The following is a 23699-nucleotide window of genomic DNA, read 5'->3' on the forward strand; positions in this document are numbered from 1 at the left end:
GGAAATACAAATGACAGAAATCAAAGAAAAAGTTATCGTAATTATGGGAGCATCTTCAGGAATTGGGGAAGCAACCGCCGTTAAACTAGCCGAACAAGGGGCAAAAGTAGTGATCGCTGCCCGCCGTGAAGAGCGCATCAAAGCACTGGCTGAAAAATTAGGAGAAAATGTCTTGTATCAAACAGCCGATGTCACCAATCGCGAACAAGTCCAACAAGTCATTGATTTAGCCATGACCTCCTTTGGTCGGATTGATGTCCCTTTCAATAATGCTGGCATCATGCCTCAAGGAAACTTGGCAGAGTTGAACTATGACAGCTGGCAAAAAATGCTGGATATCAATATCATGGGGGTATTGAACGGAATCGGCGCTGTGCTGCCCATCATGCAAAAACAACAAGACGGTTTGATCATCGCCACTGACTCAGTTGCCGGACATGTCATTTACCCAGGTTCTGCCGTGTACAACGGGACAAAGTTTGCAGTTCGTGCAATCATGGAAGGCTTGCGCCAAGAAGAACGTGAACATGGCATTCGCTCCACCATCGTCTCTCCAGGAATGGTCTCCACGGAATTGTTTGAAACCGTCGGCAATGCTCAACTAGAAGCAGCCTTGAAAGAAACCTCTCGCGTAGAAGGCAACAGCCTAACGCCAGAAGATGTAGCAAATGCAGTGGTTTATGCCATTCAACAGCCCAAACATGTGGCGATCAGCGAAGTCTTGCTGCGCCCAGCAAAACAAACCGTTTAATCTATTTCTACTTATCTACGAAACCTGCGACCGCTTCAGGCTGGTCGCAGGTTTTTTTTGTCGTCAAATCCCACCGTTTTCTTGGAAAAATTACTTGATTTTCTTGTAATACCCAATTGTCCGAGGGATGTAAACCAATGGTTGCTTTATGTAAACGACTAGGTTCTGTTGCTTCGGGGGAAATTTTTTTATACTTAGTACAAAGCTTCCGTATAAAAACGTCCAATCAGAAACAAACCGGACGTTCTCCTCATGAGCGATGAATAGCCGAGCAAGCGCCGCAGCCCTACCTTCACCGTTGACTTGCAAGTACTGCCTTAGCTGTCCTCTTTTTAGTACTTGCTTTTTATAAAAGAATGGAGTGTGTATATGAATGTAAAACAGCTACTCGTCATTGCCGAGCAACGAAGAAACATTACGAATCAAAAATTGACCTATGCCGAAAATTTCTTGGCTGCCGGCTACTCTGCTGCCGAATTGCTGGCAGATGAAACCTTTCTTGAATTAGAGCGAAGGGAAACCCAACTGATTGCAGAACGCAACGCCATTTTTTACGAAGAAGTCAGCCACAATTAATCCCCCTGTCCAATTGTAGGCGACGAAAAAGCGAAGGCTCAGCAGCACCTTCGCTTTTTTAACCCTCAAAGGCGTTCTTTGCCCTGAGGATCACGCTGCTTGATCGTCCAATAAAACAGTCCTGCAAAGAAACCACCGAGAATCAGGAAATTCATGCCGTATAGACAGTAGAGGAAGAAAAAGTTCAGCTGCCCACTGCGCCAAAAGCCCATGATTCCCACTAAAACCAGAGTGTTGACGCATCCTGTCAACACACAAACCGTGCGACTGCACTCCAAGCTTTGTAATAGGTATTTTGTGATCTCATATAACGGACTGACGAGCATTATCCCCAGCATGATTGGTAGAATAGCTGGCAACAAGTCTAAAACAGCGACATCTGTAGTAAACAACTGAAAAAAAGCAGGACGAAAGAGCCAGATCAGACTGGCGATTCCAACATAAGCCACAAAAGAAGAAACGAAGGCACTTTTCCCCACTGCTAAAATCTTCTGACGATTGTTCTGACCATTCGCCTCACTCGCAAAGACGGTCACTGCGTTGCCATACATCAAAGCAGGCAAACGTGCGATCATCAATCCTTGGCTGCCGATCGCATAGGCTGCCAACGTACTGACACCCAATCGTGAGACGAAAGCCTCAAATGCAATAATAAAGACTAAACCCTCAAAGCATTCCTGAATCATTAAGGGGACCGATTTTTTCAATAAGAAGGTGCGTTTTCGTGGTCTTTGTTTCAGCCCCCTGGCTAGACTTTCTCTTAAAAGAACCCCATAAATCCCCAGCAAGAACAAAGTCGCAAGCATATTTGCGATGCCACTGCCTAAGACCCCCATTGCGGGAAAACCGAGATTGCCGTTGATCAATAGATAGCTAAGCAGCACCTGTACCAACGCACTAATAATGGAAACACCGAGGATGTAATTCGTTTTCTTTTCAATTTTTAAAAGACTAGTAAAAACAAACGTGACTAACGTAAGTAAAATATAGGGAGACATGATTGCAAGATACAATGTCGCAGTTCCTAGCAGCTCCCCGCTAAATCCGTAGACAATTTGCAAAATGCCGCGTCCAAAAAGCAGGAAAATCAAGAAAAAGCTCACGCCGATCGCGACTACTAGAAAAAGAATCGACGACAGATAATCATTTAACTGCGTCTCTTCTCTTTGCCCGACTGCCTTTGCGCCATAAATATTAAAAGCCAGCCCAATCGCACCTAAAATACCCGCAAAAGCATAGAGAAACCCGTCGATCAGTGCGATCGCCGCCAGCGCTTCCGTGGATCTTCTTGAAATAATCGCTAAGGAAACTTGCGCAATAATGATTTGAAACAAATTGGAAGCAATTAAAGGCAATGTAAAAGACTGTATTTTTTTGTTCAAAAAGCTCTCCTCTCTCATTCGTCATAACTACGCAACATCCACTCGCTTATTGTGATTTTAGTCACAAGAAAAGCGATCGTTGGTCGCTATAAATACTCAACGACCCATCGGGCGTTTTGACGTTTCTCCCTCCATTTAACCATACAGCCTTCTCGGTGTATATTCCTTCGTAATTAAAAAACAAAACATACCGACAATCTCCGCTTATTTCCTCTATTGGTGTCGACAAGCAATCACTGATGAAGAGTAAAAAGGTTCAGAATAACATGGCGCTCTTCTGAACCTTTTCCATGGGCCACTGCCGAATTGCTGGTAGACGAAACCTTTCTTGAATTAGAGAGGAGGGAAACCCAACTGTTTGCAGAACGTAACGCTATTTTTTACGAAGAAGTCAGCCACACTTAATCCCCCTTTCCAATTGTAGGCGACGAAAAAGCGAAGGATCAGCAGCACCTTCGCTTTTTTCTGTAATAACTTGAGCTTGCAGTTTTCTATTTAATTTCCTTCACCATTTGATTGAATCACTTTTTTATACCAATAAAAGGACTTTTTCTTATAGCGAGCCAACGAGCCAGTCCCATCGTCATGCTTGTCTACATAAATAAACCCGTAGCGTTTTGCCATTTGTCCAGTTCCTGCTGAAACAAGATCGATGGGCCCCCAAGAAGTATAGCCAATAAGATCAACACCATCTGCAATAGCATCAGCCATTGCCTTAATATGTCTTCGTAAATAGTCGATACGATAATCATCCTCGACTGTATATTCACCATTTTTTTCAATCAGGGTATCCATTGCACCTAACCCATTTTCGACCACCATCAAGGGAATTTCATAGCGTTCATAAATTTGATTTAACGCAATGCGCAATCCTAATGGATCGATTTCCCAGCCCCATTCACTCGCTGTAAGATGCGGATTTTTAACCCCATTGAAAAAATTCCCCGTTTGCTTTTCGGCTTGATCATTTACTTTAGTCACAGTAGAAGATTGGTAGTAAGAAAACGTATAGAAATCAACAGTGCCCTCTTTCAGTACTTCTAAATCTCCTGCTTCGATAGTAAGGTCTATCCTTCTATCTTGCCAAAACTTTTTAGCAAAATATGGATAGCGACCTTTCACTTGAACATCACCACAGTAAAAATTACTGATATTAGTCATCTCTTGTGCGAAACGAATATCCTCTGGATGAGAAGACAACGGATAAATCATTCGATAGGCAATCATACAGCCCATTTGCAAATTTTTGTGTAGACTTTTTGCGTACTTGATCACTCGAGCACTTGCAACGAATTGGTGGTGGAGCGCCTGAAACCGTTGCTGACTGTTATCGATATTTTGTGTATTCAAAAAATCATCAATATCTTTTGGATACATTCCTCCTCCTAAATACGTACCCACCCCTACATCTCTGGATAAAATATTGATTTCATTGAATGTTAGCCAATATTTCACATCATCCTGATAACGATCAATGACCGTCTTGGCGAATCTTTCATACGATTCAATCATTCCTCTGCTTTCCCAGCCATTGAACTGTTTTGTCATTTCTATCGGTGATTCATAATGAGACAATGAGACCATCGGTTCTATCTCGTACTTCTTTAATTCTGCGATCAGATCATCGTAAAACTTTAACCCTTCTTCATTTGGTACTTTCTCTAAACCGGTCGGAAAAATACGAGTCCATGCGATAGAAAAGCGATACAGCTTAAATCCCATTTCTGCAAATAAAGCAATATCCTCTTTGTATCGATGAAAATGATCAATCGCCTCATGACTTGGATAAAAAGCACCTTCTTCAATTTCTGTGGTGATTCGCCGAGGCGTGTTCACATCGCCTCCCAGAAGCAGATCACTGATTGACATTCCTTTGCCGCCCACTTGATACGCTCCTTCTAATTGATTGGCAGCTGTCGCCCCACCCCAATAAAATCCATCTGGAAATTTTGTTTTCATTTTTCCCCTTCTTTCTTCTAAATAATTGTTACTAATTTATTCGAGTAATCAATCAATTCATCGTGCTCAAAAAATACCGGTTCATTCTGATTGTTCATAAAAATCAAAACAGAAGTTGGATCGTAGCCTTTAGACTTGATAAAATCAATATCAACACGGGCTAGCAACTCACCCGCCTTTACTCGCTGACCTTCCTCAATAAAAAGTTCAAATCCTTCTCCATCCAGTTTCACTGTATCTAATCCAATATGCAGTAACATTTCTAATCCATTATCATGTCGCAACCCGATGGCATGTTTTGTTGGAAAGACAGTCGTTATCGTGCCTTCAATCGGTGAATGGAATTCTCCTGACGCAGGATCGATCGCTAGCCCTGGTCCCATTTGTTCGGTAGCAAAAACCTCGTCAGCTACTTCACTCAGCGGCAAAACGCTGCCACGGACGAAGCCTTGAATCAATGCTTCTTCAGCCGCTGTCCGTTTTTCTGAAGCAATCGGTGAAGGATTCTCCAACGTTTTCATATCTTCTTCAATACTCTCTTCAAAACCAAAAATGACTGTCAAAACAAACGATATCGAAAAAGCTAACGCCAATGTTATGGCTGCTTTTACAATATTAGAGGCATCCTCTCCGAAAAATACCGGCAAGGTCAAAAGCCCCGGCGATCCGAATGAATAGCGGACTAGTCCGCTGATCCCCGCATAAAAACCAGCAATTCCACCTGAAATCATCACATAAATCAGTGGTTTTTTCAGTTTCAAGTTAACCCCGTACAGTGCAGGTTCCGTGATACCAGAAAGCGCCGTGATACCGCTGGAAAAAGCAATTTGTTTCATCTGTTTATCTTTGGTTTTAACAAATACCCCAAAGGCGGCCCCCGCTTGCGAAATGTTGCTTGCTAACATACCTGGTCCTTGGACGATCTCAAAGCCTACGGTTGAAAAGGAGACTTGCGCAATCGGAGTCAAAGCCGTATGCATACCAACCATTACTAATAAAGGCGTGAAGATGCCCATCAGTGTCGGCACGAGCCATGGAACAGTCACTCGCAGATAATCCACAACAAAGAACAATCCATCTCCAAAAATCGCGCCGATAGGTCCTAAGATCATCAGTGCTAGCGGGGCCATGATGATCACGATGAAAAGCGGTTTCAACATGGTTTTTAGTACACTCGGAATGATCTTTTCAGATAAACGATCAACATAACTCATAACCCAGACGATCAAGATGATTGGGATAACCGTTCCTGAATAAGCGGCTTCACGTATCGGAAGCCCAAATAGCTGCATAGAAACATCCGAGGCAACCAGACTCTGAAATGTTGGATGTAGTAAGACGCCTGTGATCCCCAATGCTAAATAAAGATTGGTTTTGAATTGTCTTGCCGCACTAGCCGCAATTAAAAAAGGCAAAAAGTAAAAGGCGGCGTCTCCAATCATATTGATGATTTGATAATTTAAACTTTCTCTACTCAATCCCAAAAGGACCAGTAAAGCTAAAACCGCCCGAATTAAACCAAATCCGATCAATGCTGTAATGATTGGCGCCATTACACCAACAATGTTTTCGACGATTCGTTTCACAAGTCCGTTTTTAGGTGTATCTACAGCTTCAGCACTGTTTTTTTCCGTGATTTTATACTGATTGATTACAGTCGAATAGTAATTTCCTACTTCTCCACCAATCACAAATTGTACTTCATCTCCGGTCAATTTGGTCCCTAGTACTCCTGGAATTTCCTTCGCCTGTGCTTGATTGAATTGCGTGGTATCTTTTAACTGGAAGCGAAGGCGAGTTGCACAATGATAGACCGCGTTAATATTTTTCTCTCCACCGATCGATTGAATGATTTTGTCTACTGATTCTTTCTTTTTATCAACCATTTGGTTCACTCCTCGTTTTGTGATAGTAATAGTCTATTAATATGAATAGCTAAATATGCAATTTCTTCTTCAGTGATTGGTTTCTCATAGATTTCTTCTAAAGTCCGTTTTATTCGCTGACTATAGGCCATCGGTTCTTGATACAGCGTAGAGACTGTCTTTATTAAAACTGCATCATTGTTTAACATCGTGTTCGTTAAATAGCGTTCTGCAAAAAATTTGGCATGTGTAACCAGACGCTCATAGTGCAGACTGTGGCTATCCAATTTTTTCTTCACCAACATTTGTACAGACTTTAAAATATTTGTCACGATTTTTGTGATTTGGATAGCATTAGCATGAATTGCTGAGCGACTATTACCGTTAATGATATGGAAAGTAATGTTCGCTGCTTCTTGTTCGTTCAAAGAAATACCAAGTGCTTTTTCAATAATGGCAACACCTTTTTGAGCAGCCTGAAATTCTTCAGGATAAAATCGTTTGAACTCCCAATACATTGAAGAAGTCATAATGACATTGTCTCTGATCCTCTCGACAGTAAAATAAATATGATCAGTCAGTGAAAAGAGTGTATTAGCAGATAACTCCGTATCTAGATATTTCTCCGCTTCTTGAATGACTTCATACGCTAGCTCGATATACTTTACAGGTACATTGTTCATAAACGTAATCAAGGACTCCATTCGATTATCTTCAATCGGAAGATAGAATTTAGAGATTTTCTCTTCCGAAATCAATTGACCTTTCTTTTGCCGATAACCGATACCCTTGCCAAAAGCAATAACATCTTTGTTGTCTTTCTCAACAATAATAACGTTTACATTCAAAACCTTCTTAATCAAATACATGTATTCTTCTCCTTCCTCCTTTCTAAGCGTAAAAAAAGGCATAATAAAATCAAATCTGCGAATCCTCGCAAAATTGATTTTATTATGCCTTGCCTGCCGTACAGTCACATACACATAAAAAAAATCATTATTTATTTCTTAAATTAATCATAGCATCCAAAAAAAGAAAACGCAATCATTTTTTTAATGTACAAAAAACCGCAAAATAGGTATTTCCCTTCTTTTGCGGTCAGCTTCGAATCTTCAAACTGGTTGACAATAAACTCTTTCAAATGAAAAAACGCGACAAACCTTTCAAAAATCCCGTTATTTCTTCACGATCAGCTGAACGGCTTGATCGATTTTCTGCTTTTGGGTTTCCGTGTCGCTGTCTGGATTTTCCAAACAATTTTTCAAATTTTCAGCGACAATGATCCCCATAATACGGTTGACGCTGGAACTGACAGCGGACAATTGCGTAATGACATCGACGCATTCTTTCTCGTCTTCGATCATTTTTTGAATCCCCCGCAACTGGCCTTCGGTTCGTTTTAACCGATTCAAAATATCTTTGTTGCATGCGGTCATCGTTTGATTTCTCCTCTCCATGCTGACATGCCGCCGAGGACATTGGTCACTTGAAACCCTTGCTGGCTCAAAAACTCAGATGCCATTTGCGAACGAGCCCCTGAATGACAGATGACATAGTAGTTTTTATCCTTCTCTAAGTCGCTGATTTGTTCTGTCAGCTCGCTCAACGGTAAGTTTTGTGCTGTTTTGATGTGTCCTTGTGCAAACTCATCGACTTCTCTGACATCAAGGATCTCAAGCGCCTCACGTTTTTCTTTTTGGGCAAATTCCTCCATAGATATTGCTTTAATCATGAATAATCATCTCCGGCTTAATAGTATTATACAACGAAAAGGCACCATCGAGGTTTTGACAATTGATGCCCGCTTGTTTTAAGATGCGTTCGGCAATGTAGCTTCTCAATCCGCTATGACACGTAACGACATACGAAACGCTTGGATCCAATTCAGACAACCGATCTCTCAATTCATCCAACGGAATATGGAGTGCCTGTTGAAAACGCCCATTATTGGTTAATTCCATCTCTGAACGAACATCCAACAACTGCTTACCGTTTTCTAAGGCATCCGTCAATTCGTGCCACTGAATATTCTCACTGATTCCTTCCGCCAGATTGATCGCTGCATAGCCAATCATATTCACTGGATCTTTGGCTGAGCCAAAAGGCGGTGCATAGGTGAATTCCAGTTCAGGCAAGTCAAAGATCGTTAAGCCGCCTTTGATCGCCGTTGCCAAAATATCGATCCGTTTATCGCCCCCTTTGGCACCGATGCCTTGCGCACCGTAGATTTTTCCAGTATCCGCATCAAAAATCAGCTTCAAATAAATATCCGTCGCATCAGGATAATACCCAGCATGGTCTTTGCCTGAAAGATGAACCACCTGGGGATTTAGCCCCGCCAGTTTGGCGCTGCGCTCACTTAACCCTGTGGACGCTGCCGCAAGATCGAATACGCGCACGATCGCCGTCCCAATACTGCCTTTGTTTTTGCGAGTCAGTCCACCCAATACATCAGCAACTTGCCGACCTTGGCGATTGGCTGGTGACGCCAAGGAGATCAGCGTGTCTTCGTTGGTGATTTGTTGTTTCACAACGATGGCATCACCCACCGCGTAAATATCTTTCTTACTGGTTTGGTATTGGCCATCTACCAATATACCCCCCCGGTGTCCCAGTTCAATACCGGCACGTTTCGCCAAATCCGTTTCTGGTTGGACACCCACCGAAAGAATCGTGATATCTGAAGCCAGGACCGTGCCATCTTCCAGAACGATTTCTTGCCCTGCTTTTTCAAAAGCAGTCGCTGACTGCGAGGTCAAAACATTGACCCCTTGCTTGATCAATTCATTTTTGATATACGCCGCCATTTCTTCATCCAAAGGTGGCAATACGTGGGGTGCTTTTTCCACAATCGTTACTTCTAGGCCCTTTTTATGTAAATTTTCAGCGACTTCTAAACCAATAAACCCAGCGCCAATGATCGTCGCTTTTTGAGGCTTTTTGTCTTCAAGATGCGCCATGATTTGGTCCAAGTCAGGAACATTGCGCAAAGAAAAGGCGTTGGTTGCTTCTTCTAGCCCTTTGATTGCCGGTACTAGCGGTTTTGCCCCCGGCGATAAAATCAACGCATCATAAGATTCTGTGAAGACGTGTTCACCATGTTTGACCGTCACCGTTTTCTCCTCTGGCTCGATCGCCAGTACCTCATGAAAAGGTCGCACATCTAAGTTGAACCGTTTCTTTAATGCTTCAGGTGTTTGGACCAATAGGGCGTCCCGCTCTTCGATCTCACCAGAAATAGCATACGGCAGCCCACAATTCGCAAAAGAGACAAAAGGACCTTTTTCAAAAACAATGATCTCCGCTGCTTCTTTAAGCCGACGTAAGCGCGTGGCTGCCGACATTCCCCCTGCTACCCCACCGACAATAACTATTTTTTCCATCCTTACTTTCCTCCTTTGGTTGTTCCGCGCCATTGATTCATGCCGCCACGAACGTTGACCACATCAAAACCTTTTTTACTTAGGATTTTGGCTGCTTGTTTGCTTCGCATCCCCGATTGGCAAATGACTGCCAGTTTCTTGTCGCCTTTTTGAGTAAATCCAGCAACCTTATTTAACGGTACATTTTTCGCATAGGCAATGTGCCCGCTGCGGTACTCCGCCGGCGTGCGTACATCCAGAACCGTCCATTCTTTGGCTCCTTCTTTTTGTAAATCTGCTGTTGACATACTTGGTATGCGCTTAAATAGTGAAAACATTTCTTGCTCCTTTCGTATACCCCTTGGGGTATATTAAACAAGATGTTTCCCTTTTTGTCAACTAAGTGATTTTCTTTAAGAAAAGAAACTTGCTGTTGCGCTACCCCCCACTCGATACTCTCGACAGCTGTTAGACATCTACCAATCAAGTAGCGAAAGACCCGTATCACACATTTCCCTCCCCTCGATCACAATGCTATAATAAAAGAAAAGATACATTGTAAAAATAACACGTATCAAATCGTTTACTTAGCAGCTGATCGCTTCGATTGTTAAAGAAGATTGGCTCCCGCCCTAAACAATAGCGGACAATAAAGCGACGCAAGCACCACTTTCCCTTGATTTATCAAGCAGCAAGCCCTGCTTTCTTGGAATCAGCGTGGGTTTCGACTATGCTTATGTCACATCAGCGAAAGGAAGAAAAGATGGAATTTGGCGAAAAAATCAAAGAAGTACGTACGAGAAATAACTTGACCCAAGAACAATTTGCCACTCAACTACACGTGACAAGACAAGCCGTTTCGAACTGGGAAAACAATCGCAATCTACCAGATTTAGAAATGCTGATTGCCATCGCCACGATTTTTGAACTCTCGCTTGATGAATTGATTTTAGGAGGAACTCAAGTGAACAAGATCACTGAAAAACTAATCAAAGACGGCAGCGAGACCCGACGCGCCAAACTCAATTTGATCACGACCTTGATCGGAACATTTTTACTACTTTTCGGCTTTGCCTGCTTCTTCATCAAAGCTAGCTCCGTGGAATACATCGATCAATCCGGCATTTTACATGAAAATTTCTATCTAATCCCCGTAGGATTTTTGTTCCTATTGGCTAGTTTCGTAGTATTTGCAGGAACCGGGCTCAATTATTTTCGAGCTGTTAGGAGAAAATAAATAAGAAGAAGGCATAAAGCGACCCTCGAAAAACAGATCAAAACCTGACTTTTGCGGGTCGCTTCATTTAAATTGCCTTGTTAAATTGTTTGATTCCAATAAATACTGTACCGATACTTTATCTCCTTACAAAATCCCCTCTATTCTTCTTTCGTTTCACAAATTAATCCCACTGATCATTCCTTAAAGTGTTTAAACTATTTACGACTATTCGTCAAGCAATTATGCTTAAAATAGTATAAAAAACCATTCCAATCATTTTTTTTGACACAAAAAATGTCAGATGATAGCCTTGAAATAGAAGGTTATCACTAAGATGACCTTCTTGCTTTTGGAATAAATAATAAAAAGGAGTGTATGAAATGAAACATCTAAAAGCGTTGGTTGTTAAAGCACTAATGATTTGGGCGATTTTGTGGATTGTGTTGTCAGGGATTTACGATGTCAGTTTTATGGACTCGACGATCGTCGGTGTGATCATTGTGGTGATGATCTATGTGCTAGGCGACTTGGTCATTTTGCGCAAGATCGGTAACATTGCGGCAACGATCGCAGATGCCGGCGCAGCAGCCCTTATCCTATGGCTGTATCTGACTTATATGGACTATACAAATGACATCTGGATGTTAGTATTGATCCCAGCAGTATTGATCGGTGTGGCAGAATGGTTCTTCCACATCTGGTTGTTAAAAGCAGACATCGTGCCAGATGAACGGAAAATGAAATAATTTTGTTGATTGCTAGAATCGAACGCAGACTCTTGTTCTGTGTTCGATTTTTTTTGTTTACAAGATCGGCTATTGAAAAGCGACACATCTCCTTGTTCCATACACTTTCTATAAACACGGACGATTGCCAAGATTTCTGGTTAGCTGACGCAATCGCCAAATTTGAATAAATCCCATCTTTCCATTACTATAAACGAAATCCGATCGTTTTTTTTGCACGGTTGTACTATCAAGGAGGTTTGTATGGCAATTCATGTGATGTGGTTTAGAAAGGATCTGCGCTTAGAGGACAACACGGCACTTACTGAGGCGCTTGCGTCTCTTCAAGCAAACGACCAATTGTTGTGTGTGTTTCATCTCAATGACAAGCAGTTTCTCCCCGATGCACCAAGCCATGATTACTTTTTTAGCGCGGTTGCTCACTTTATCGAGGCTGCCAAAAAGCAAAATCTGACGATCCACCTCTTGACGGGGACTTTGACAGAAGCCTTTGATCAGTTGTTCGCTTGCTATCCAGAATGGAGCCAGCTTTACTTCAACTTTGATAACCGTGGATTTGGTCGTAAACGTGATCTCTACATAAAAGAATTGGTCGAGAAAAAAGGCATCACTGTCCATTCTTTTGAAGACCATCATCTGCATCAACCAACAGAAGTCACCAAAGAGGATGGGACGTACTACAAAAAATTTACCCCCTACTATAAGAAATGGATTCAATTGCCCAAACCGGTGTATCAAAAGCAGGACCTCGATTTTGAAAAAGCCGTTCATTTTGATGATGCCCCTCACTTCAAAGCAGGGACAGCACTGCTTACTAAGCTGCTAGAAAATAGAAAGACCGATTTTTCAACGATCGTTGGGGAAGACTATGCGCATAAGCAATTGCAGGCATTTGTGCAAAAGCGTTTGGCCGCCTATGAAAAAGACCGTGATATCCCTTCGATCAAAGGAACCAGCCGCCTGTCCCCTTTCTTGTCTTTTGGACAAATCTCCATTCGGAAGGTTTGGGCCGCTTGCCAAGGAATGCCATCAAGCACTGGCAAAGCGACCTTTTTAAAAGAACTGGCTTGGCGAGATTTTTATCATATGATCTACTTCAGCCATCCTGAACAAAAAAACTATGAACTCATTGAGAAATATCGAAACATGGATTGGCGAAAGAATGAAGAGGAGTTAACCAAATGGCAAGCAGGGCAAACCGGCTATCCGATCATTGATGCCGCGATGCGGCAGCTGAATCAAACCGGTTGGATGCATAACCGTCTACGGATGATCGTCGCTTCCTTTCTAACCAAAGACCTATTAATCGACTGGCGGCAAGGAGAAGCCTATTTTGCTCGACAATTGATCGACTACGACGCTGCCAGCAATATCGGCGGCTGGCAGTGGGCAGCTTCGACTGGCACCGATGCGGTTCCTTACTTTCGAATTTTCAACCCCATTACACAAGGGAAAAAATTCGACAAGGATGGGACGTTTATCAAACAATTTGTTCCCGAACTCGCCCAGTTGCCGCTAAAATTCATCCATGAACCCTACTTGATGACTGACGAAGAACAAGCCGACCTAAAGGTAGTTTTAGGCACCGACTATCCGTTGCCTATAGTCGACCACAACGAAGCCAGAAAAAGAGCCCTCGATTTGTATAGTAAAATCGAACCATAAAAAGCTGCCATGGACTGCTCTCAAGCATTTTCGGTAGAAAAAACCAGCAAAGACGGTCTCTTACGGAGCGCCTTTGCTGGTTTTTTATGAAACTGGTGCGCCCTCTTTCGCCTTTCTATAGTGAAAAAACAAACGGCACGTCACATCAAGCAGTCTGCTGCTAGGGATATAAAAAAGAAGCATTTTCCATACTGTGTTTTTTAATTAAGGTCTTACCGTCTGCTTCCCCTCTTATTTCTAGTCGCTCTAAGCACCAATCCCCTGACGATTCATAGATCGAACCCTTTACTAGCGACGTTCCCTGCTTTTCCACGACTGGCTAGCAACGTTTCTCCTTGCAAAACTGTTCGTCTGATGAAAGGTCATCTATAGAACCATTCTGTTATAATAGCTCCATATTTGAGGATAAGGATGGTTTATATGAAAAAAATAATCGGATTCATCTTAGTCGTACTTTTAGGGTTTGTTGGATACAAAGGATATGAATATTATCAATCCACCTACTCAGGACAAACAGCTTACGCGTATGTCCCGTCTGAGATTCCGCCTAAAGTCCAACACGAAAGTAAGAGCGGCATCGGTGACCAGTCTCCTTGGTATTCTTACGATTACACATTAAACTTTGTAAAAGAAGATGGCAGTACCCGAACCCTTGAGGTTTCATTATCAGAAGATAACGCAAAACCCTTAACACCAAATTCTTATGTAAAAGCGGTGATCAGTGAAAAGCGTACAATAAAAGGCCCGAATGGCGTTGAAAAAGACGAAATTCCCAAAAAGGTTCTAGAGAAATTAGAAAATCAGAACTAATGATTGCAGACTCACATCTCTATGTGGGTCTTTTTTTACCTCCTTCCAAAATCAGCATTTTGAATCTCTTCTGTTAGTTTCATTGATGTCTTTTGCTCTGTTGCGATACGTTATACAAGGATACTGGGCACATTTATTTAGCAGAAAGCTGCTTGACTGATCCCTGTTTTCATTCCGTCATCAATGATAAGAGCAATTCAAGCTCCTTTTCCTTTCCCTCCTTCGCAGATAATTGAAAAAGCAGCGAATCACCTATCCGTTGACTCACTGCTTTTTAACTAACAAGTAATGGCTCACACCACAAAAGAATGGTACTTAGAGTAAGCAATTTGATCGACGATCGCAGAAACCTGATTGACATCTAAATCGGCACCGATGGCAGTCACTTGATAAAATTGACCATAATTGTTGCCAAGTTGAGGGACACGGGCGTTTGAAATCAGCAAATCATATTCTTCCTCATTGTTGTAAGGAGAAATAGTCACATTTTGTTTCCCTTTTAGTTCATTTTTTAACAAGTAAATGGAAGCATCTGCCAAAAGACTGGAGCCCATATTTAGGACCCCGATCCGTACTCGATATTCCTCTTTCGGTGATAACAGATAGATTAAAAAGACCAGACGTTTCTTGAGGTAGTTGAGTTTCGTGGGCGTAAACAAGTTAGTTGGTGCAATAATGTGTTGCAGGATGTCTGTAATCACTTGATCTCGCAAGGAATTGTGAAATAGCTTGTGGTAATAATTCAAGGTGACTCTGTCAATGGAGTAATTTACCCCATGAAAGTAATAGACTTGTGCGATCAAGGAGAAGACACTGGCTTTAATATCGATCGTCGTATGGGAGGCTTCAAGACAATAAATGGACTGGATCGCTGCCATGACTTCATCGGTGATCTCAAAGACAGGATTTTTATTGGTATACAACCCTAAGCGAAGCTCCTCGTAAGGAATTCCTCCTACCGTAACGAGAAAAAGACAGATAAAGAAGGGGACGATCTTGGCTTCGTCTACTGAACAGATGCTTTTTTTCGACACATAGGCCTGTCGAATAAAGCGACAAATCGGCATTTCTTGGCAGCGGTTGATTTTGATTTGTTCCTCCGGACTTAAGCTTCCCAAGGTTGTGTGAGGTGTGACTTTTTTCATGATCACAAATAGCCAGATCTTCAACTGCTTTTGTTGCGCAATCGAGAGGGTTATTTTTTTCGCTAACTCCGCCACCAGCTCATCGATCAAAACAGAATCGATCGCTGTTTCCCCCATTTTTAAAAAATTATAGTAAAAATAAATGCGTTGCGTCATCGTTCCCGCTAGCTTTTTGTTCTTTATCTTTAATTCAAAATGCTGCAGCAGCTGATTGCACTCTGCAATCACACGATTCAGTGTCCCGACGCTTATTTTTAATTCATCGGCTAATACAAAAGCATCATAGCCTGCATGTTGAAACAAATAATGGATGATTTGATATTTTACAGATTTTTTCAATAACGTGTCGGTCAAATCATCCAATGAGACGCTGTCGTTTACTTGCAGATCAAGGGTATAACGGTTGATTGCAAAAGAGACCTTCTCATTTTTTAGTTGTTGCTGAAGATTTTCTGATAGTTTCGTCAAGGTTGGCATCGTAATCTCTAATTCCCGACACGCATCACTTTTTTTGATATGACCCGTCGATAAATACAAGAATTTGAGCAAGATATACTCCAATTTCAAGTCTTTATCCAGTAAGTCTTCTTTATACATGACTGTTTTTCCTCCTGTGTAAATCCTTATTCTTTTCGAATAGTTACAACCAATTTACAGAAAAAGATAGCAGTACATTCCCTATGAAACAAACAAATGTAGTAAAAACATGCCCTTTCTACACATACTTTTCCTTCACTTACTCCCCAAATAAACCAAAACGAACGAACAAAAATGCGCCCTGCCAGACGAACTTTCCTCAGAGTTTCCTCGCGACAACGTTCTCGGATTTTCTTTTTGTTTATGTAAAACATTCTTCTCTAAAAAAATATATTTAGACCATAATAATTAATACTATCACAAGCTAGAAATGTCAATAAATGAAATTATCAAGCGCCATTTTTTTACTTTCTCTTAAAAAATAATACTATCAAGTGCTTACCCGTTCGTATAAACAAAAAAATCAAAGGCAGTCGATGCAACCGCCTTTGATTTTTCTATAAACCATTGTTCATTCAGAATTGCAAAAAACGTTTCATAAAGGGTCTTTTTATTCATTGAAAAAAGCAATGAACGGGTTTCTAGCGATACCGTTTCTTAATGTGAAAAGCCATAGGTTTGGTCGGATGAAACATGACGGCTTGGTCGCTTGTTCAAGCGCTCGATTCCTTCTTTCATGTCTTGCACCAGATCCATTGCCATTTGCATACTTAAATCTGCCCGACAGACAAAGCGTTGGATATTGATATGTGATAGATTATCAGGTAATGGATAGGTAGGGACTTGCCAGCCTTTCATGGCAAATTCATCCGTCAAATCATACAGATTCCAAGAAATGTCGGCATCTTCTTTTAATTTGTAGCAGACGATCGGCAACCGTGACCCATCATTATAAATATCGAAGTAACCCATGTTTTCAATTTCTTTTGCCAAATATTGGGCAACATCACTGGTCTTTTTGTGGATCAAGCGGTAGCCTTCAAACCCATTGCGGATAAAGGTGTAATATTGTCCGATGATTTGGCTGGCGCTTCTTGAAAAGTTGATGGCCATCGTTGGCATTTCACCGCCAAGATAACTTACTTTGAAGACCAATTCTTCTGGAAGGAAATCTTTTTCTTTCCAAAGCACCCAACCGATACCAGGATAGACTAACCCATATTTATGTCCAGACGTACTGATGGAACGAACATTTTTCAAACGGAAATCCCATTCAAGCTCTGGTTCCATAAATGGTGTGTACAATCCACCACTAGCCGCATCCACGTGGATGTAGACTTTGTAGTCGGTGTGTTTGTTGTATTCCTCTAATTTCTTATCTAGTGCTTTGATGTCATCGTATCGTCCAGTGTAAGTGATCCCTAAGATGCCGACGACCCCGATCGTATATTCATCTAAATAGTCTGTGACCTTTTCAACATTGATGCTGCCATGTTCTTCATCGATAGGGATCGTCCGCATTTCAATGTCCCAGTAGACACAGAATTTTTCCCAAACGACTTGATAGGCAGAAGAAATCACTAAGTTTGGTTTTTGTTTATTGATATCTAAACCAAGTTTTTTTGCCCGATTGCGCCAAGCAAATTTTAAGGCCAATCCACCCAGCATACACGCTTCACTTGAGCCTACCGTTGATGTACCGATAAAATCAGACGCTTCTGGTGCATGCCATAAATCAGCGATCATGTTGACACAGCGGTTTTCAATTTCTGCTGTCCGTGGGTACTCGGTTTTATCGATGGCGTTTTTATCAAGGGTTTCACTCATGATTTTGACTGCTTCTGGTTCCATGTAGGTTTGACAAAACGTCGCCAAATTTTGTCTTGAGACCCCTTCATCGATCAATTGATCTTTGACTAATTCGTAGGCATCCCGCGGTACCAAGGACTCTTTTGGCAATTTGTACATAGGGATCGCCCGATCCATTGCCTCATTCCCATAGATAGGTTCCAAATATTGGGCTTCTTTTCGATTTTTTTTACTAAATAACATGCAGCTCTCCTCCTCATAGGTTGTGCTTTTTATTTTTTATCGCTTGCTTTTTCACCTACGTATTTATAGATGACAAACGGTATCACAACAATTATCAGCCAGCTGATGATCAAGATGGCTAAATAGGTTCCGCCTTTTCCCGATCCGATATCGCTCGGTGGAAAGAAGGAAATAAAGAAAGAAAAAATAGAAACAAGCAAACCAACCATCGCAACACCAATTTTCACATTTTTCCCACCAGGAATATGATACGTTCTTGTTAAGTCGTCTTTTTCCTTGACTAACTTAATATACGAAAGAAACAAGAGGACATAAGCAACCAGATAGATGCAGACCGTCAAAGCCATCGCAACGAAGAAGGATAGATTGGCGCCCCCGCCGCCTAATGTCAAGACAACCGCCCAAATAGAAACAATGATGCCTTGCACCAAAACGATATTGATTGGGACATTGTGTTGATTGACTTTGGCCATTTGTTTTGGCAGCAAGCCATTTTCAGCTGCTTCAAGCATCGCCGTCGATGGGCCGACTACCCAAGCGGCAATTTCTGCAATGACACCTAAACAGATGACCACGGCAATCAAACGAACCAGCCATTCCCCGCCGCCAAAATGATGGATCAAATAAGAATAGGCTTGGATCACACCAGTATCAAGAGACAATTGATTTTGGGGAATCGTGGCAGCCACCGTTGCTCCGCCGAGCGTATCCAAAAGAATCGTCGCTACGACTAAAATCAAAATGGCTTTCGGGTAATTCTTTCCAGGATTGTCCATATCTTTTACGTGACTGGCAGAAGATTCAACCCCTGCATAGGCCAAAATAAAGGAAACAAAAACGACCAGCGTATTGATTTTCGTAAAATCAGGAATCCAAGCGCCTGAGCCAAAGGAAACTTTGATGGGATTTCCTTGAGCAATGTAGACAATTCCTAGGATAAAAAGTATGATCCCAGTTGCGACGATCCCCACAAAGAACCCTACTTTGGCAATCTTCGCGGTATTTTTTGTTCCGCCAAATTGCGAGATCGTAATCAACCAAAAGATCACTAAAGTGGCAATCAGCTTCAGCCAAACATTGGTATTAAGAGCCGGCCAATTTAGGGCATAGGAAAGCGCCCCGACAATAAAGTAAATCATCGTAATAAAGCCTACCGTGATTTGGAACCATTGGAAGAAAATGGCAGCAAAGCCCCATTTTCTCCCTAATGTTTTTGAGACCCAGGTATAGAGTCCCCCTTTTTCCCATCCTTTTACAGTAGCCATCTCCGCAGAGCAAAGGGCTACAGGGATAAACCAGAGGAAACCGCCGACGAGTAAATAAAAAACTAGATTCATCTTCGATGTCGCAAAGGTTGGATACTCATATACCGTCATCACCATTGAAGCAGTTATTGCAAAAAAACTCAACAATGATAGTTTTTTCTTGCTAGTATCCATTTTTTTTACCTCCTATCGTTAGATACTATTTTTCAGCAGCGGAAGATAGATCAATATGGTACGTATGTGTCAAATCTCCATCTGCTTTAAATTCGATTTCGACCGCTTTGATCGCTGGCAAACTTTGTTCTTGCGCCACTTTAAAATGAATAAAGCCATCTTTATGTTTGTCATGGGTCAAAATCTCATCATCTAAGTAGTCCACAAACACTTCCGCTTCTACTTTTTTGCCATCATTCAACACCAAATAGGCTTTGTCAGGTTTGATTTTTTTGTCTTTCGAATCTTCATTAAACAATTGATATTTCAGTGAAAGCAATGTTTTGTATTCTTTGTCTTTGTCTTTGAATTCTTCTACATTCACGATTTTTACATGATTCACTAAAAAGCGAATGTGGTCCCAACCAGCATTTTCATAATTCGTTTCATACCAAACGACGTCTTTGATTTTCGGATCGATTCCCTTAGTTACGATTTCTTCAAAATACCCGTCATCACTCAATTTTTCACTTCCCACAACTACTTCATCTGACGAATCGCTGATCAACGTTTCCGTTCCAGACCCAGAGACCACTTCCCCTGATTCTTCCACTGTTGAGCATGCACCTAGAGTAAACAAAACGCCTACACCTAAAACGAAACCTGCAACTAATGATGTTTTCTTCATTGTAAATCCTGTCCTTTCTTTTATTATTTTTATTCCATCTCAGGTATACCATTTAACCCAAAAAAGCGAATACCTAATTTTTTATTTTAAAAACAAAAAAACGCGAAAAATAATTCGCGTTTCGGTGCTATCATGAAGTGCAGATAAGAACAATGACCATTGAAAAGAAAGGACTGAGTTTTTTTGAGAGCGCTTGTGGTCGTCCTAACTGCCGTTTTGTTAAGTATCAGCCCTCTTTCAGCTGACTTTTATCTGGAAAGGACGGACAGACATACTTCTAACGCAACGATTTCTCGGATAGAAGTTGCCCAAAATGAGTGGGCACCTGCTGGATCACAAAGGTTTGTTGGAACGCTGATGTTTCCTGATGGAAAAGACAACCTGATGACAGCTGACGGGCATTTTCTGAGAAAGCCTTCCAAGCTTGCGACGAATAGACGAGGAGCAACAGCAGCTTGCAGGGTTCAAAAAACCCCAAAAACCGCACGGGGCAGCCAACTTACTCAGCGTTGCAGCGCTTCAGCCCTTACGACTTTGCGGTTAGAAAAAACTTGTCAGGCACGGGCAATCAACCGTCCTTAGTTCTCATCCGAGTATCTGGTGTCGTACACGACGCCTTCATCCACAGGGTTTTCGCAGTGATGGCACATAGGTAAGTCAAAAACAAATGATCCTCAAACGTTTGTCCTCACGTGTATCCTAGACAAATCTACTTCCCCATCCTGAACACAAAAAATAGCCACTACCTACTTTCCACTTACTTGTGCCATCCTCTGCTTGATAAAACGATCAACATTTTTTGATTGAAAACAAAAAATTGCCTATTCTGTTTTGATCATTTTTTAGTGATCGAGCATTGCTTAGCTAGCTAAGCCCCCCAAACCCCAAGCAGCCCCCGAAAAACAGTTTCGGAGGCTGCTTGGGGTGAGCTTTTCATTCAAATCGGAAAGTTTTTTGGAGGCATAGCAAATGAAGCTGGCTTGATTGAATAGTAGCCTTTCACATTACCAGCGTAATCTAAATGATGACGACCTATAAAATGATGAATGATAGACAGTCGTATATAACGACTGCTGAAAATAAAAAGCTTGTGACGCTTATCTTGTTTCTAAAATCGTCTTCAATCAACCTAATTTTAGGTCTTCTAGGCATACAGCCCAGCAATCCTCAAAAATAAAGAATGAAAAAAACAGCTACTTTTTATCAACTTTCTTCATATAAAGAATCGGATAAGCATTTCCTTGTTCGTCCAACTCGCTTCTTTTGTATACCTCAAATCCCATATGCTCATAAAATCCTTTCGCCTGAGGATTCTGTTCATTTACTCCCAGTTCATTTACAGCATAGTTTTCCATCCCGTAAGCCAAGAGTTTTTTCCCTAGTCCCTTACCTCTTTGTTCATTTGCTATAAAAAGCATTTCAAGATTTCGATCCGAGATCCCCATGAAACCAGCTGGCTCTCCATGCTCACTTTCTACGACAATCAAATGCGGCACATGATGCAATGCCTCTGGAATGTATTGCTTAATGGCTTGGATTTCAGACTCTGACAAAAAGGTGTGCGTCGCCTTAACAGAACTCTCCCAAACTTCAATTAATTGTTGCTCTAACTTTTGATTCATACTACTTACTTCTTTTATATTCATGGATAGTCACACTCTCATCAGCTTATTTTCGTTTTTCATAACAAGAACCGATTGTTTCCTTGATCCAAGTTAAGAATTTTCATCATCATCATACCATGAGATGGATTTATTTAAAATCTATGGAAAAAAATGCCTTGCTCATATAGATAGCAAAACAATCATCTAGGTATGTATTTCTGAATTCCAAGAGAGTAGGATATGCTTTGAAACACACTAAAAAAGGAGCTTTCAATACTGATGATTGCTCAAATCATTCTGTTGAAATAAAAATGCTTGAAGCTTTTTCTTCCCGAATAGTCGCCATAACGAACAAAATATACTCTTTTAAATAAACGAGTTTAAACCACTTGCCTTAGAGTCCACTTCAGGGTTTATGATTACTTATAGAAAAAGGTAAGGAGAACCAACGATGAATATAAAAAAAGCAGCGGAAATGTTTGATTTGAGCGTAGACACATTGCGCTATTATGAACGAGTCGGTGTGATCCCACCTGTTCAACGCAATGAGAGTGGCTATCGGGTGTACACAACGAATGATCTAAACTGGATCTATTTAGCAAAACATTTACGAAATGCAGGATTGTCCATCGAATCGCTAATTGAATTTGCTCAATTGGCACAAGTACGTGAAAGTCAAAATGTCGAAAAAGCTCAAAAACAGATTTTATCCGATCAACTCGAAGAATTAGAGAAAAAGTTAGCAGAAATGCAGGAAGTACGAGACCTGCTTATTTATAAGATAGAAACGTATGATGAGCATATCGCAAAATTCAAAGCAGGAAATATGACTCCTGATAAAGTGGAAAAATTATGGGAACGAAAGAAATAAAATCTTTTACTTGCTATGGACTTAACTCCAAGGTTTAGGATAGAACATGTAATGAAAATTAGAGGAGGAAACACTATGCAAACAATCACACTCAATAATGGTGTCACCATGCCGCAACTAGGATTTGGCGTTTATCAAATTCCTTTGGAAGAAACAGCTGAGGCTGTTTACCAAGCAATCAAAGCTGGTTATCGCCTGATCGACACTGCTTCTATTTATGGAAATGAAAAAGAAACAGGCGAGGGAATCAAGCGCGCCATCACTGAAGGTCTAGTCACTCGAGAAGAACTTTTTGTTACCTCTAAATTATTTATTCTCCAAGCTTCCGAAGGTAAAGCTAAAGAAACGATTGAACATTCGCTTAAAATAATGGGATTAACTTACCTTGATCTCTACCTTATTCACCAACCATATGGAGATATTTATGGTGCTTGGCGCTCAATGGTTGCCGCTCAAAAAACAGGGAAATTACGTGCAATTGGCGTTTCAAATTTCAAATCAGCTAAGATGATCGAGTTTGTCGGCTTGAATGAGGTGAAACCTCAAATCAATCAAATCGAAGTGAACCCTTGGAATCAACGAGTGGAAGATCAGGAATGGCATGAAAAATACGACGTTCAAGTTGAAGCTTGGGCACCTTTTGCAGAAGGACGCCATGACCTATTTACCAATCCGACATTAGCAGAAATTGGCAAGCAATATGGCAAAACGGTTGGTCAAGTTGTGCTTCGCTGGTTGATGCAAAGAGGGATCGTCGCTTTAGCAAAAACAGTTCGTCCAGAACGGATGGCTGAAAATATTGCTATTTTTGACTTTGAGCTTTCCCAGGAAGACATTGAAAAAATAGCCGCTTTAGATAAAAAAGAGTCCGCATTCTTTGACCACGATGCCCCCGAACAAGTGGAATGGTTTATGAATCGGATGTTAGATACTGAAAGCTAATAAGGAAAACAATATAAGTCCGCTCCCCTTGCAAAAGGAGACGGACTTATATTGTTTCTTACTGAATGGTAGGTCGTCACTTTTCTTTGTAAAAATGAAACTGTTTTTGGAACTCCGGCTAGTGAATCTGCACTGATCAAGTAACTGCCTTTCATATTAATAGTGGG

Annotated in this window: 21 protein-coding genes; 8 read left to right on the forward strand and 13 right to left on the reverse strand. The window is 41.3% G+C overall.

Translation table 11 applies throughout. The features are described from left to right. Positions 1-10: 10 nt before the first annotated feature. Complete coding sequence (locus IGJ44_RS15995) at positions 11-751, forward strand: SDR family oxidoreductase (RefSeq protein WP_074536464.1); 741 nt, start codon at positions 11-13, stop codon at positions 749-751. 369 nt (positions 752-1120) lie between these two features. Continuing rightward, positions 1121-1327 (forward strand): hypothetical protein, encoded by a 207-nt coding sequence (locus tag IGJ44_RS16000; protein ID WP_008380254.1) that lies wholly within the window; start codon positions 1121-1123, stop codon positions 1325-1327. Between the two features lie 65 nt (positions 1328-1392). Here IGJ44_RS16000 and IGJ44_RS16005 read toward each other — a convergent pair whose 3' ends face one another. The 8 genes from IGJ44_RS16005 to IGJ44_RS16040 form a co-directional block, all read right to left on the reverse strand. Further along, positions 1393-2709 carry an MATE family efflux transporter gene (locus tag IGJ44_RS16005; RefSeq protein WP_074536462.1) on the reverse strand — a complete coding sequence of 439 codons (1317 nt, stop codon included), beginning with the start codon at positions 2707-2709 and terminating at the stop codon, positions 1393-1395. 495 nt (positions 2710-3204) lie between these two features. Beyond that, on the reverse strand, positions 3205-4668 hold the full coding sequence (locus IGJ44_RS16010; protein ID WP_074536461.1) for a glycoside hydrolase family 1 protein: 1464 nt from the start codon (positions 4666-4668) through the stop codon (positions 3205-3207). A gap of 17 nt (positions 4669-4685) precedes the next feature. Continuing rightward, positions 4686-6554, reverse strand: coding sequence for a beta-glucoside-specific PTS transporter subunit IIABC (locus IGJ44_RS16015; protein ID WP_005230589.1), 1869 nt, complete (start codon positions 6552-6554; stop codon positions 4686-4688). A 5-nt stretch (positions 6555-6559) separates the two neighbouring features. Next, positions 6560-7402: a PRD domain-containing protein gene (locus IGJ44_RS16020; RefSeq protein WP_005230588.1), complete on the reverse strand. Its 843-nt coding sequence runs from the start codon at positions 7400-7402 to the stop codon at positions 6560-6562. A gap of 306 nt (positions 7403-7708) precedes the next feature. Continuing rightward, positions 7709-7969, reverse strand: a complete 261-nt coding sequence (locus tag IGJ44_RS16025) for a metal-sensitive transcriptional regulator (protein WP_005230585.1) — start codon at positions 7967-7969, stop codon at positions 7709-7711. Next, complete coding sequence (locus tag IGJ44_RS16030) at positions 7966-8265, reverse strand: rhodanese-like domain-containing protein (protein ID WP_074536460.1); 300 nt, start codon at positions 8263-8265, stop codon at positions 7966-7968. The genes IGJ44_RS16025 and IGJ44_RS16030 overlap by 4 nt, the downstream gene beginning before the upstream one ends. After that, positions 8258-9916 (reverse strand): FAD-dependent oxidoreductase, encoded by a 1659-nt coding sequence (locus tag IGJ44_RS16035; protein ID WP_074536459.1) that lies wholly within the window; start codon positions 9914-9916, stop codon positions 8258-8260. The genes IGJ44_RS16030 and IGJ44_RS16035 overlap by 8 nt, the downstream gene beginning before the upstream one ends. A 2-nt stretch (positions 9917-9918) precedes the next feature. Beyond that, positions 9919-10233, reverse strand: a complete 315-nt coding sequence (locus IGJ44_RS16040; RefSeq protein WP_010748940.1) for a rhodanese-like domain-containing protein — start codon at positions 10231-10233, stop codon at positions 9919-9921. Positions 10234-10658: 425 nt separating this feature from the next. Between IGJ44_RS16040 and IGJ44_RS16045 the strand changes: the two genes are divergently transcribed. From IGJ44_RS16045 to IGJ44_RS16060, 4 genes are all read left to right on the forward strand, one after another. Continuing rightward, a complete protein-coding gene (locus IGJ44_RS16045) occupies positions 10659-11132 on the forward strand; it encodes a DUF3955 domain-containing protein (protein WP_074536458.1) in 474 nt (157 codons plus the stop codon). 362 nt (positions 11133-11494) lie between these two features. Beyond that, entirely contained in the window at positions 11495-11860 is a 366-nt protein-coding gene (locus IGJ44_RS16050; RefSeq protein ID WP_010748938.1) for a DUF2512 family protein, read from the forward strand. Positions 11861-12103: 243 nt separating this feature from the next. Continuing rightward, positions 12104-13525, forward strand: a complete 1422-nt coding sequence (locus tag IGJ44_RS16055) for a cryptochrome/photolyase family protein (RefSeq protein ID WP_167827240.1) — start codon at positions 12104-12106, stop codon at positions 13523-13525. Between the two features lie 411 nt (positions 13526-13936). Further along, positions 13937-14335: a DUF1093 domain-containing protein gene (locus IGJ44_RS16060; protein ID WP_167827241.1), complete on the forward strand. Its 399-nt coding sequence runs from the start codon at positions 13937-13939 to the stop codon at positions 14333-14335. A 293-nt stretch (positions 14336-14628) separates the two neighbouring features. Here IGJ44_RS16060 and IGJ44_RS16065 read toward each other — a convergent pair whose 3' ends face one another. The 5 genes from IGJ44_RS16065 to IGJ44_RS16085 form a co-directional block, all read right to left on the reverse strand. After that, positions 14629-16077, reverse strand: coding sequence for a helix-turn-helix domain-containing protein (locus IGJ44_RS16065; RefSeq protein WP_128487656.1), 1449 nt, complete (start codon positions 16075-16077; stop codon positions 14629-14631). 537 nt (positions 16078-16614) lie between these two features. Beyond that, positions 16615-18009 carry a glutamate decarboxylase gene (locus IGJ44_RS16070; protein WP_074934182.1) on the reverse strand — a complete coding sequence of 465 codons (1395 nt, stop codon included), beginning with the start codon at positions 18007-18009 and terminating at the stop codon, positions 16615-16617. A gap of 29 nt (positions 18010-18038) precedes the next feature. Continuing rightward, positions 18039-19448, reverse strand: coding sequence for an amino acid permease (locus IGJ44_RS16075; protein ID WP_010748933.1), 1410 nt, complete (start codon positions 19446-19448; stop codon positions 18039-18041). Positions 19449-19473: 25 nt separating this feature from the next. Continuing rightward, the gene (locus IGJ44_RS16080; RefSeq protein WP_005230557.1) at positions 19474-20115 is read right to left on the reverse strand and encodes a hypothetical protein; all 642 of its coding nucleotides are present in this window, start codon (positions 20113-20115) and stop codon (positions 19474-19476) included. Positions 20116-21308: 1193 nt separating this feature from the next. Continuing rightward, positions 21309-21761, reverse strand: coding sequence for a GNAT family N-acetyltransferase (locus IGJ44_RS16085; protein ID WP_074536453.1), 453 nt, complete (start codon positions 21759-21761; stop codon positions 21309-21311). 409 nt (positions 21762-22170) lie between these two features. On the opposite strand from IGJ44_RS16085, the gene IGJ44_RS16090 reads away from it, so the two are divergent. Together IGJ44_RS16090 and IGJ44_RS16095 are read left to right on the forward strand one after the other, a co-directional pair. After that, positions 22171-22590, forward strand: coding sequence for a MerR family transcriptional regulator (locus tag IGJ44_RS16090; protein ID WP_015510553.1), 420 nt, complete (start codon positions 22171-22173; stop codon positions 22588-22590). Positions 22591-22665: 75 nt separating this feature from the next. Then, entirely contained in the window at positions 22666-23532 is an 867-nt protein-coding gene (locus IGJ44_RS16095) for an aldo/keto reductase (RefSeq protein WP_240934911.1), read from the forward strand. The last annotated feature ends 167 nt before the right edge of the window (positions 23533-23699 follow it).

The organism is Enterococcus sp. DIV1368d, from assembly GCF_050542975.1.
Classification (GTDB): domain Bacteria; phylum Bacillota; class Bacilli; order Lactobacillales; family Enterococcaceae; genus Enterococcus_D; species Enterococcus_D casseliflavus.

What these genes read in the sequence shown, in the direction of transcription:
- IGJ44_RS16075 (WP_010748933.1), bottom strand. Translation starts at nt 19,448, where the DNA reads ATGGATACTAGCAAGAAAAAACTATCATTGTTGAGTTTTTTTGCAATA.
- IGJ44_RS16080 (WP_005230557.1), bottom strand. Translation starts at nt 20,115, where the DNA reads ATGAAGAAAACATCATTAGTTGCAGGTTTCGTTTTAGGTGTAGGCGTT.
- IGJ44_RS16000 (WP_008380254.1), top strand. Translation starts at nt 1,121, where the DNA reads ATGAATGTAAAACAGCTACTCGTCATTGCCGAGCAACGAAGAAACATT.
- IGJ44_RS16050 (WP_010748938.1), top strand. Translation starts at nt 11,495, where the DNA reads ATGAAACATCTAAAAGCGTTGGTTGTTAAAGCACTAATGATTTGGGCG.
- IGJ44_RS16085 (WP_074536453.1), bottom strand. Translation starts at nt 21,761, where the DNA reads ATGAATATAAAAGAAGTAAGTAGTATGAATCAAAAGTTAGAGCAACAA.
- IGJ44_RS16065 (WP_128487656.1), bottom strand. Translation starts at nt 16,077, where the DNA reads ATGTATAAAGAAGACTTACTGGATAAAGACTTGAAATTGGAGTATATC.
- IGJ44_RS16025 (WP_005230585.1), bottom strand. Translation starts at nt 7,969, where the DNA reads ATGACCGCATGCAACAAAGATATTTTGAATCGGTTAAAACGAACCGAA.
- IGJ44_RS16045 (WP_074536458.1), top strand. Translation starts at nt 10,659, where the DNA reads ATGGAATTTGGCGAAAAAATCAAAGAAGTACGTACGAGAAATAACTTG.
- IGJ44_RS16060 (WP_167827241.1), top strand. Translation starts at nt 13,937, where the DNA reads ATGGTTTATATGAAAAAAATAATCGGATTCATCTTAGTCGTACTTTTA.
- IGJ44_RS16015 (WP_005230589.1), bottom strand. Translation starts at nt 6,554, where the DNA reads ATGGTTGATAAAAAGAAAGAATCAGTAGACAAAATCATTCAATCGATC.
- IGJ44_RS16070 (WP_074934182.1), bottom strand. Translation starts at nt 18,009, where the DNA reads ATGTTATTTAGTAAAAAAAATCGAAAAGAAGCCCAATATTTGGAACCT.
- IGJ44_RS16030 (WP_074536460.1), bottom strand. Translation starts at nt 8,265, where the DNA reads ATGATTAAAGCAATATCTATGGAGGAATTTGCCCAAAAAGAAAAACGT.
- IGJ44_RS16010 (WP_074536461.1), bottom strand. Translation starts at nt 4,668, where the DNA reads ATGAAAACAAAATTTCCAGATGGATTTTATTGGGGTGGGGCGACAGCT.
- IGJ44_RS16095 (WP_240934911.1), top strand. Translation starts at nt 22,666, where the DNA reads ATGCAAACAATCACACTCAATAATGGTGTCACCATGCCGCAACTAGGA.
- IGJ44_RS16035 (WP_074536459.1), bottom strand. Translation starts at nt 9,916, where the DNA reads ATGGAAAAAATAGTTATTGTCGGTGGGGTAGCAGGGGGAATGTCGGCA.
- IGJ44_RS16090 (WP_015510553.1), top strand. Translation starts at nt 22,171, where the DNA reads ATGAATATAAAAAAAGCAGCGGAAATGTTTGATTTGAGCGTAGACACA.
- IGJ44_RS15995 (WP_074536464.1), top strand. Translation starts at nt 11, where the DNA reads ATGACAGAAATCAAAGAAAAAGTTATCGTAATTATGGGAGCATCTTCA.
- IGJ44_RS16020 (WP_005230588.1), bottom strand. Translation starts at nt 7,402, where the DNA reads ATGTATTTGATTAAGAAGGTTTTGAATGTAAACGTTATTATTGTTGAG.
- IGJ44_RS16040 (WP_010748940.1), bottom strand. Translation starts at nt 10,233, where the DNA reads ATGTTTTCACTATTTAAGCGCATACCAAGTATGTCAACAGCAGATTTA.
- IGJ44_RS16055 (WP_167827240.1), top strand. Translation starts at nt 12,104, where the DNA reads ATGGCAATTCATGTGATGTGGTTTAGAAAGGATCTGCGCTTAGAGGAC.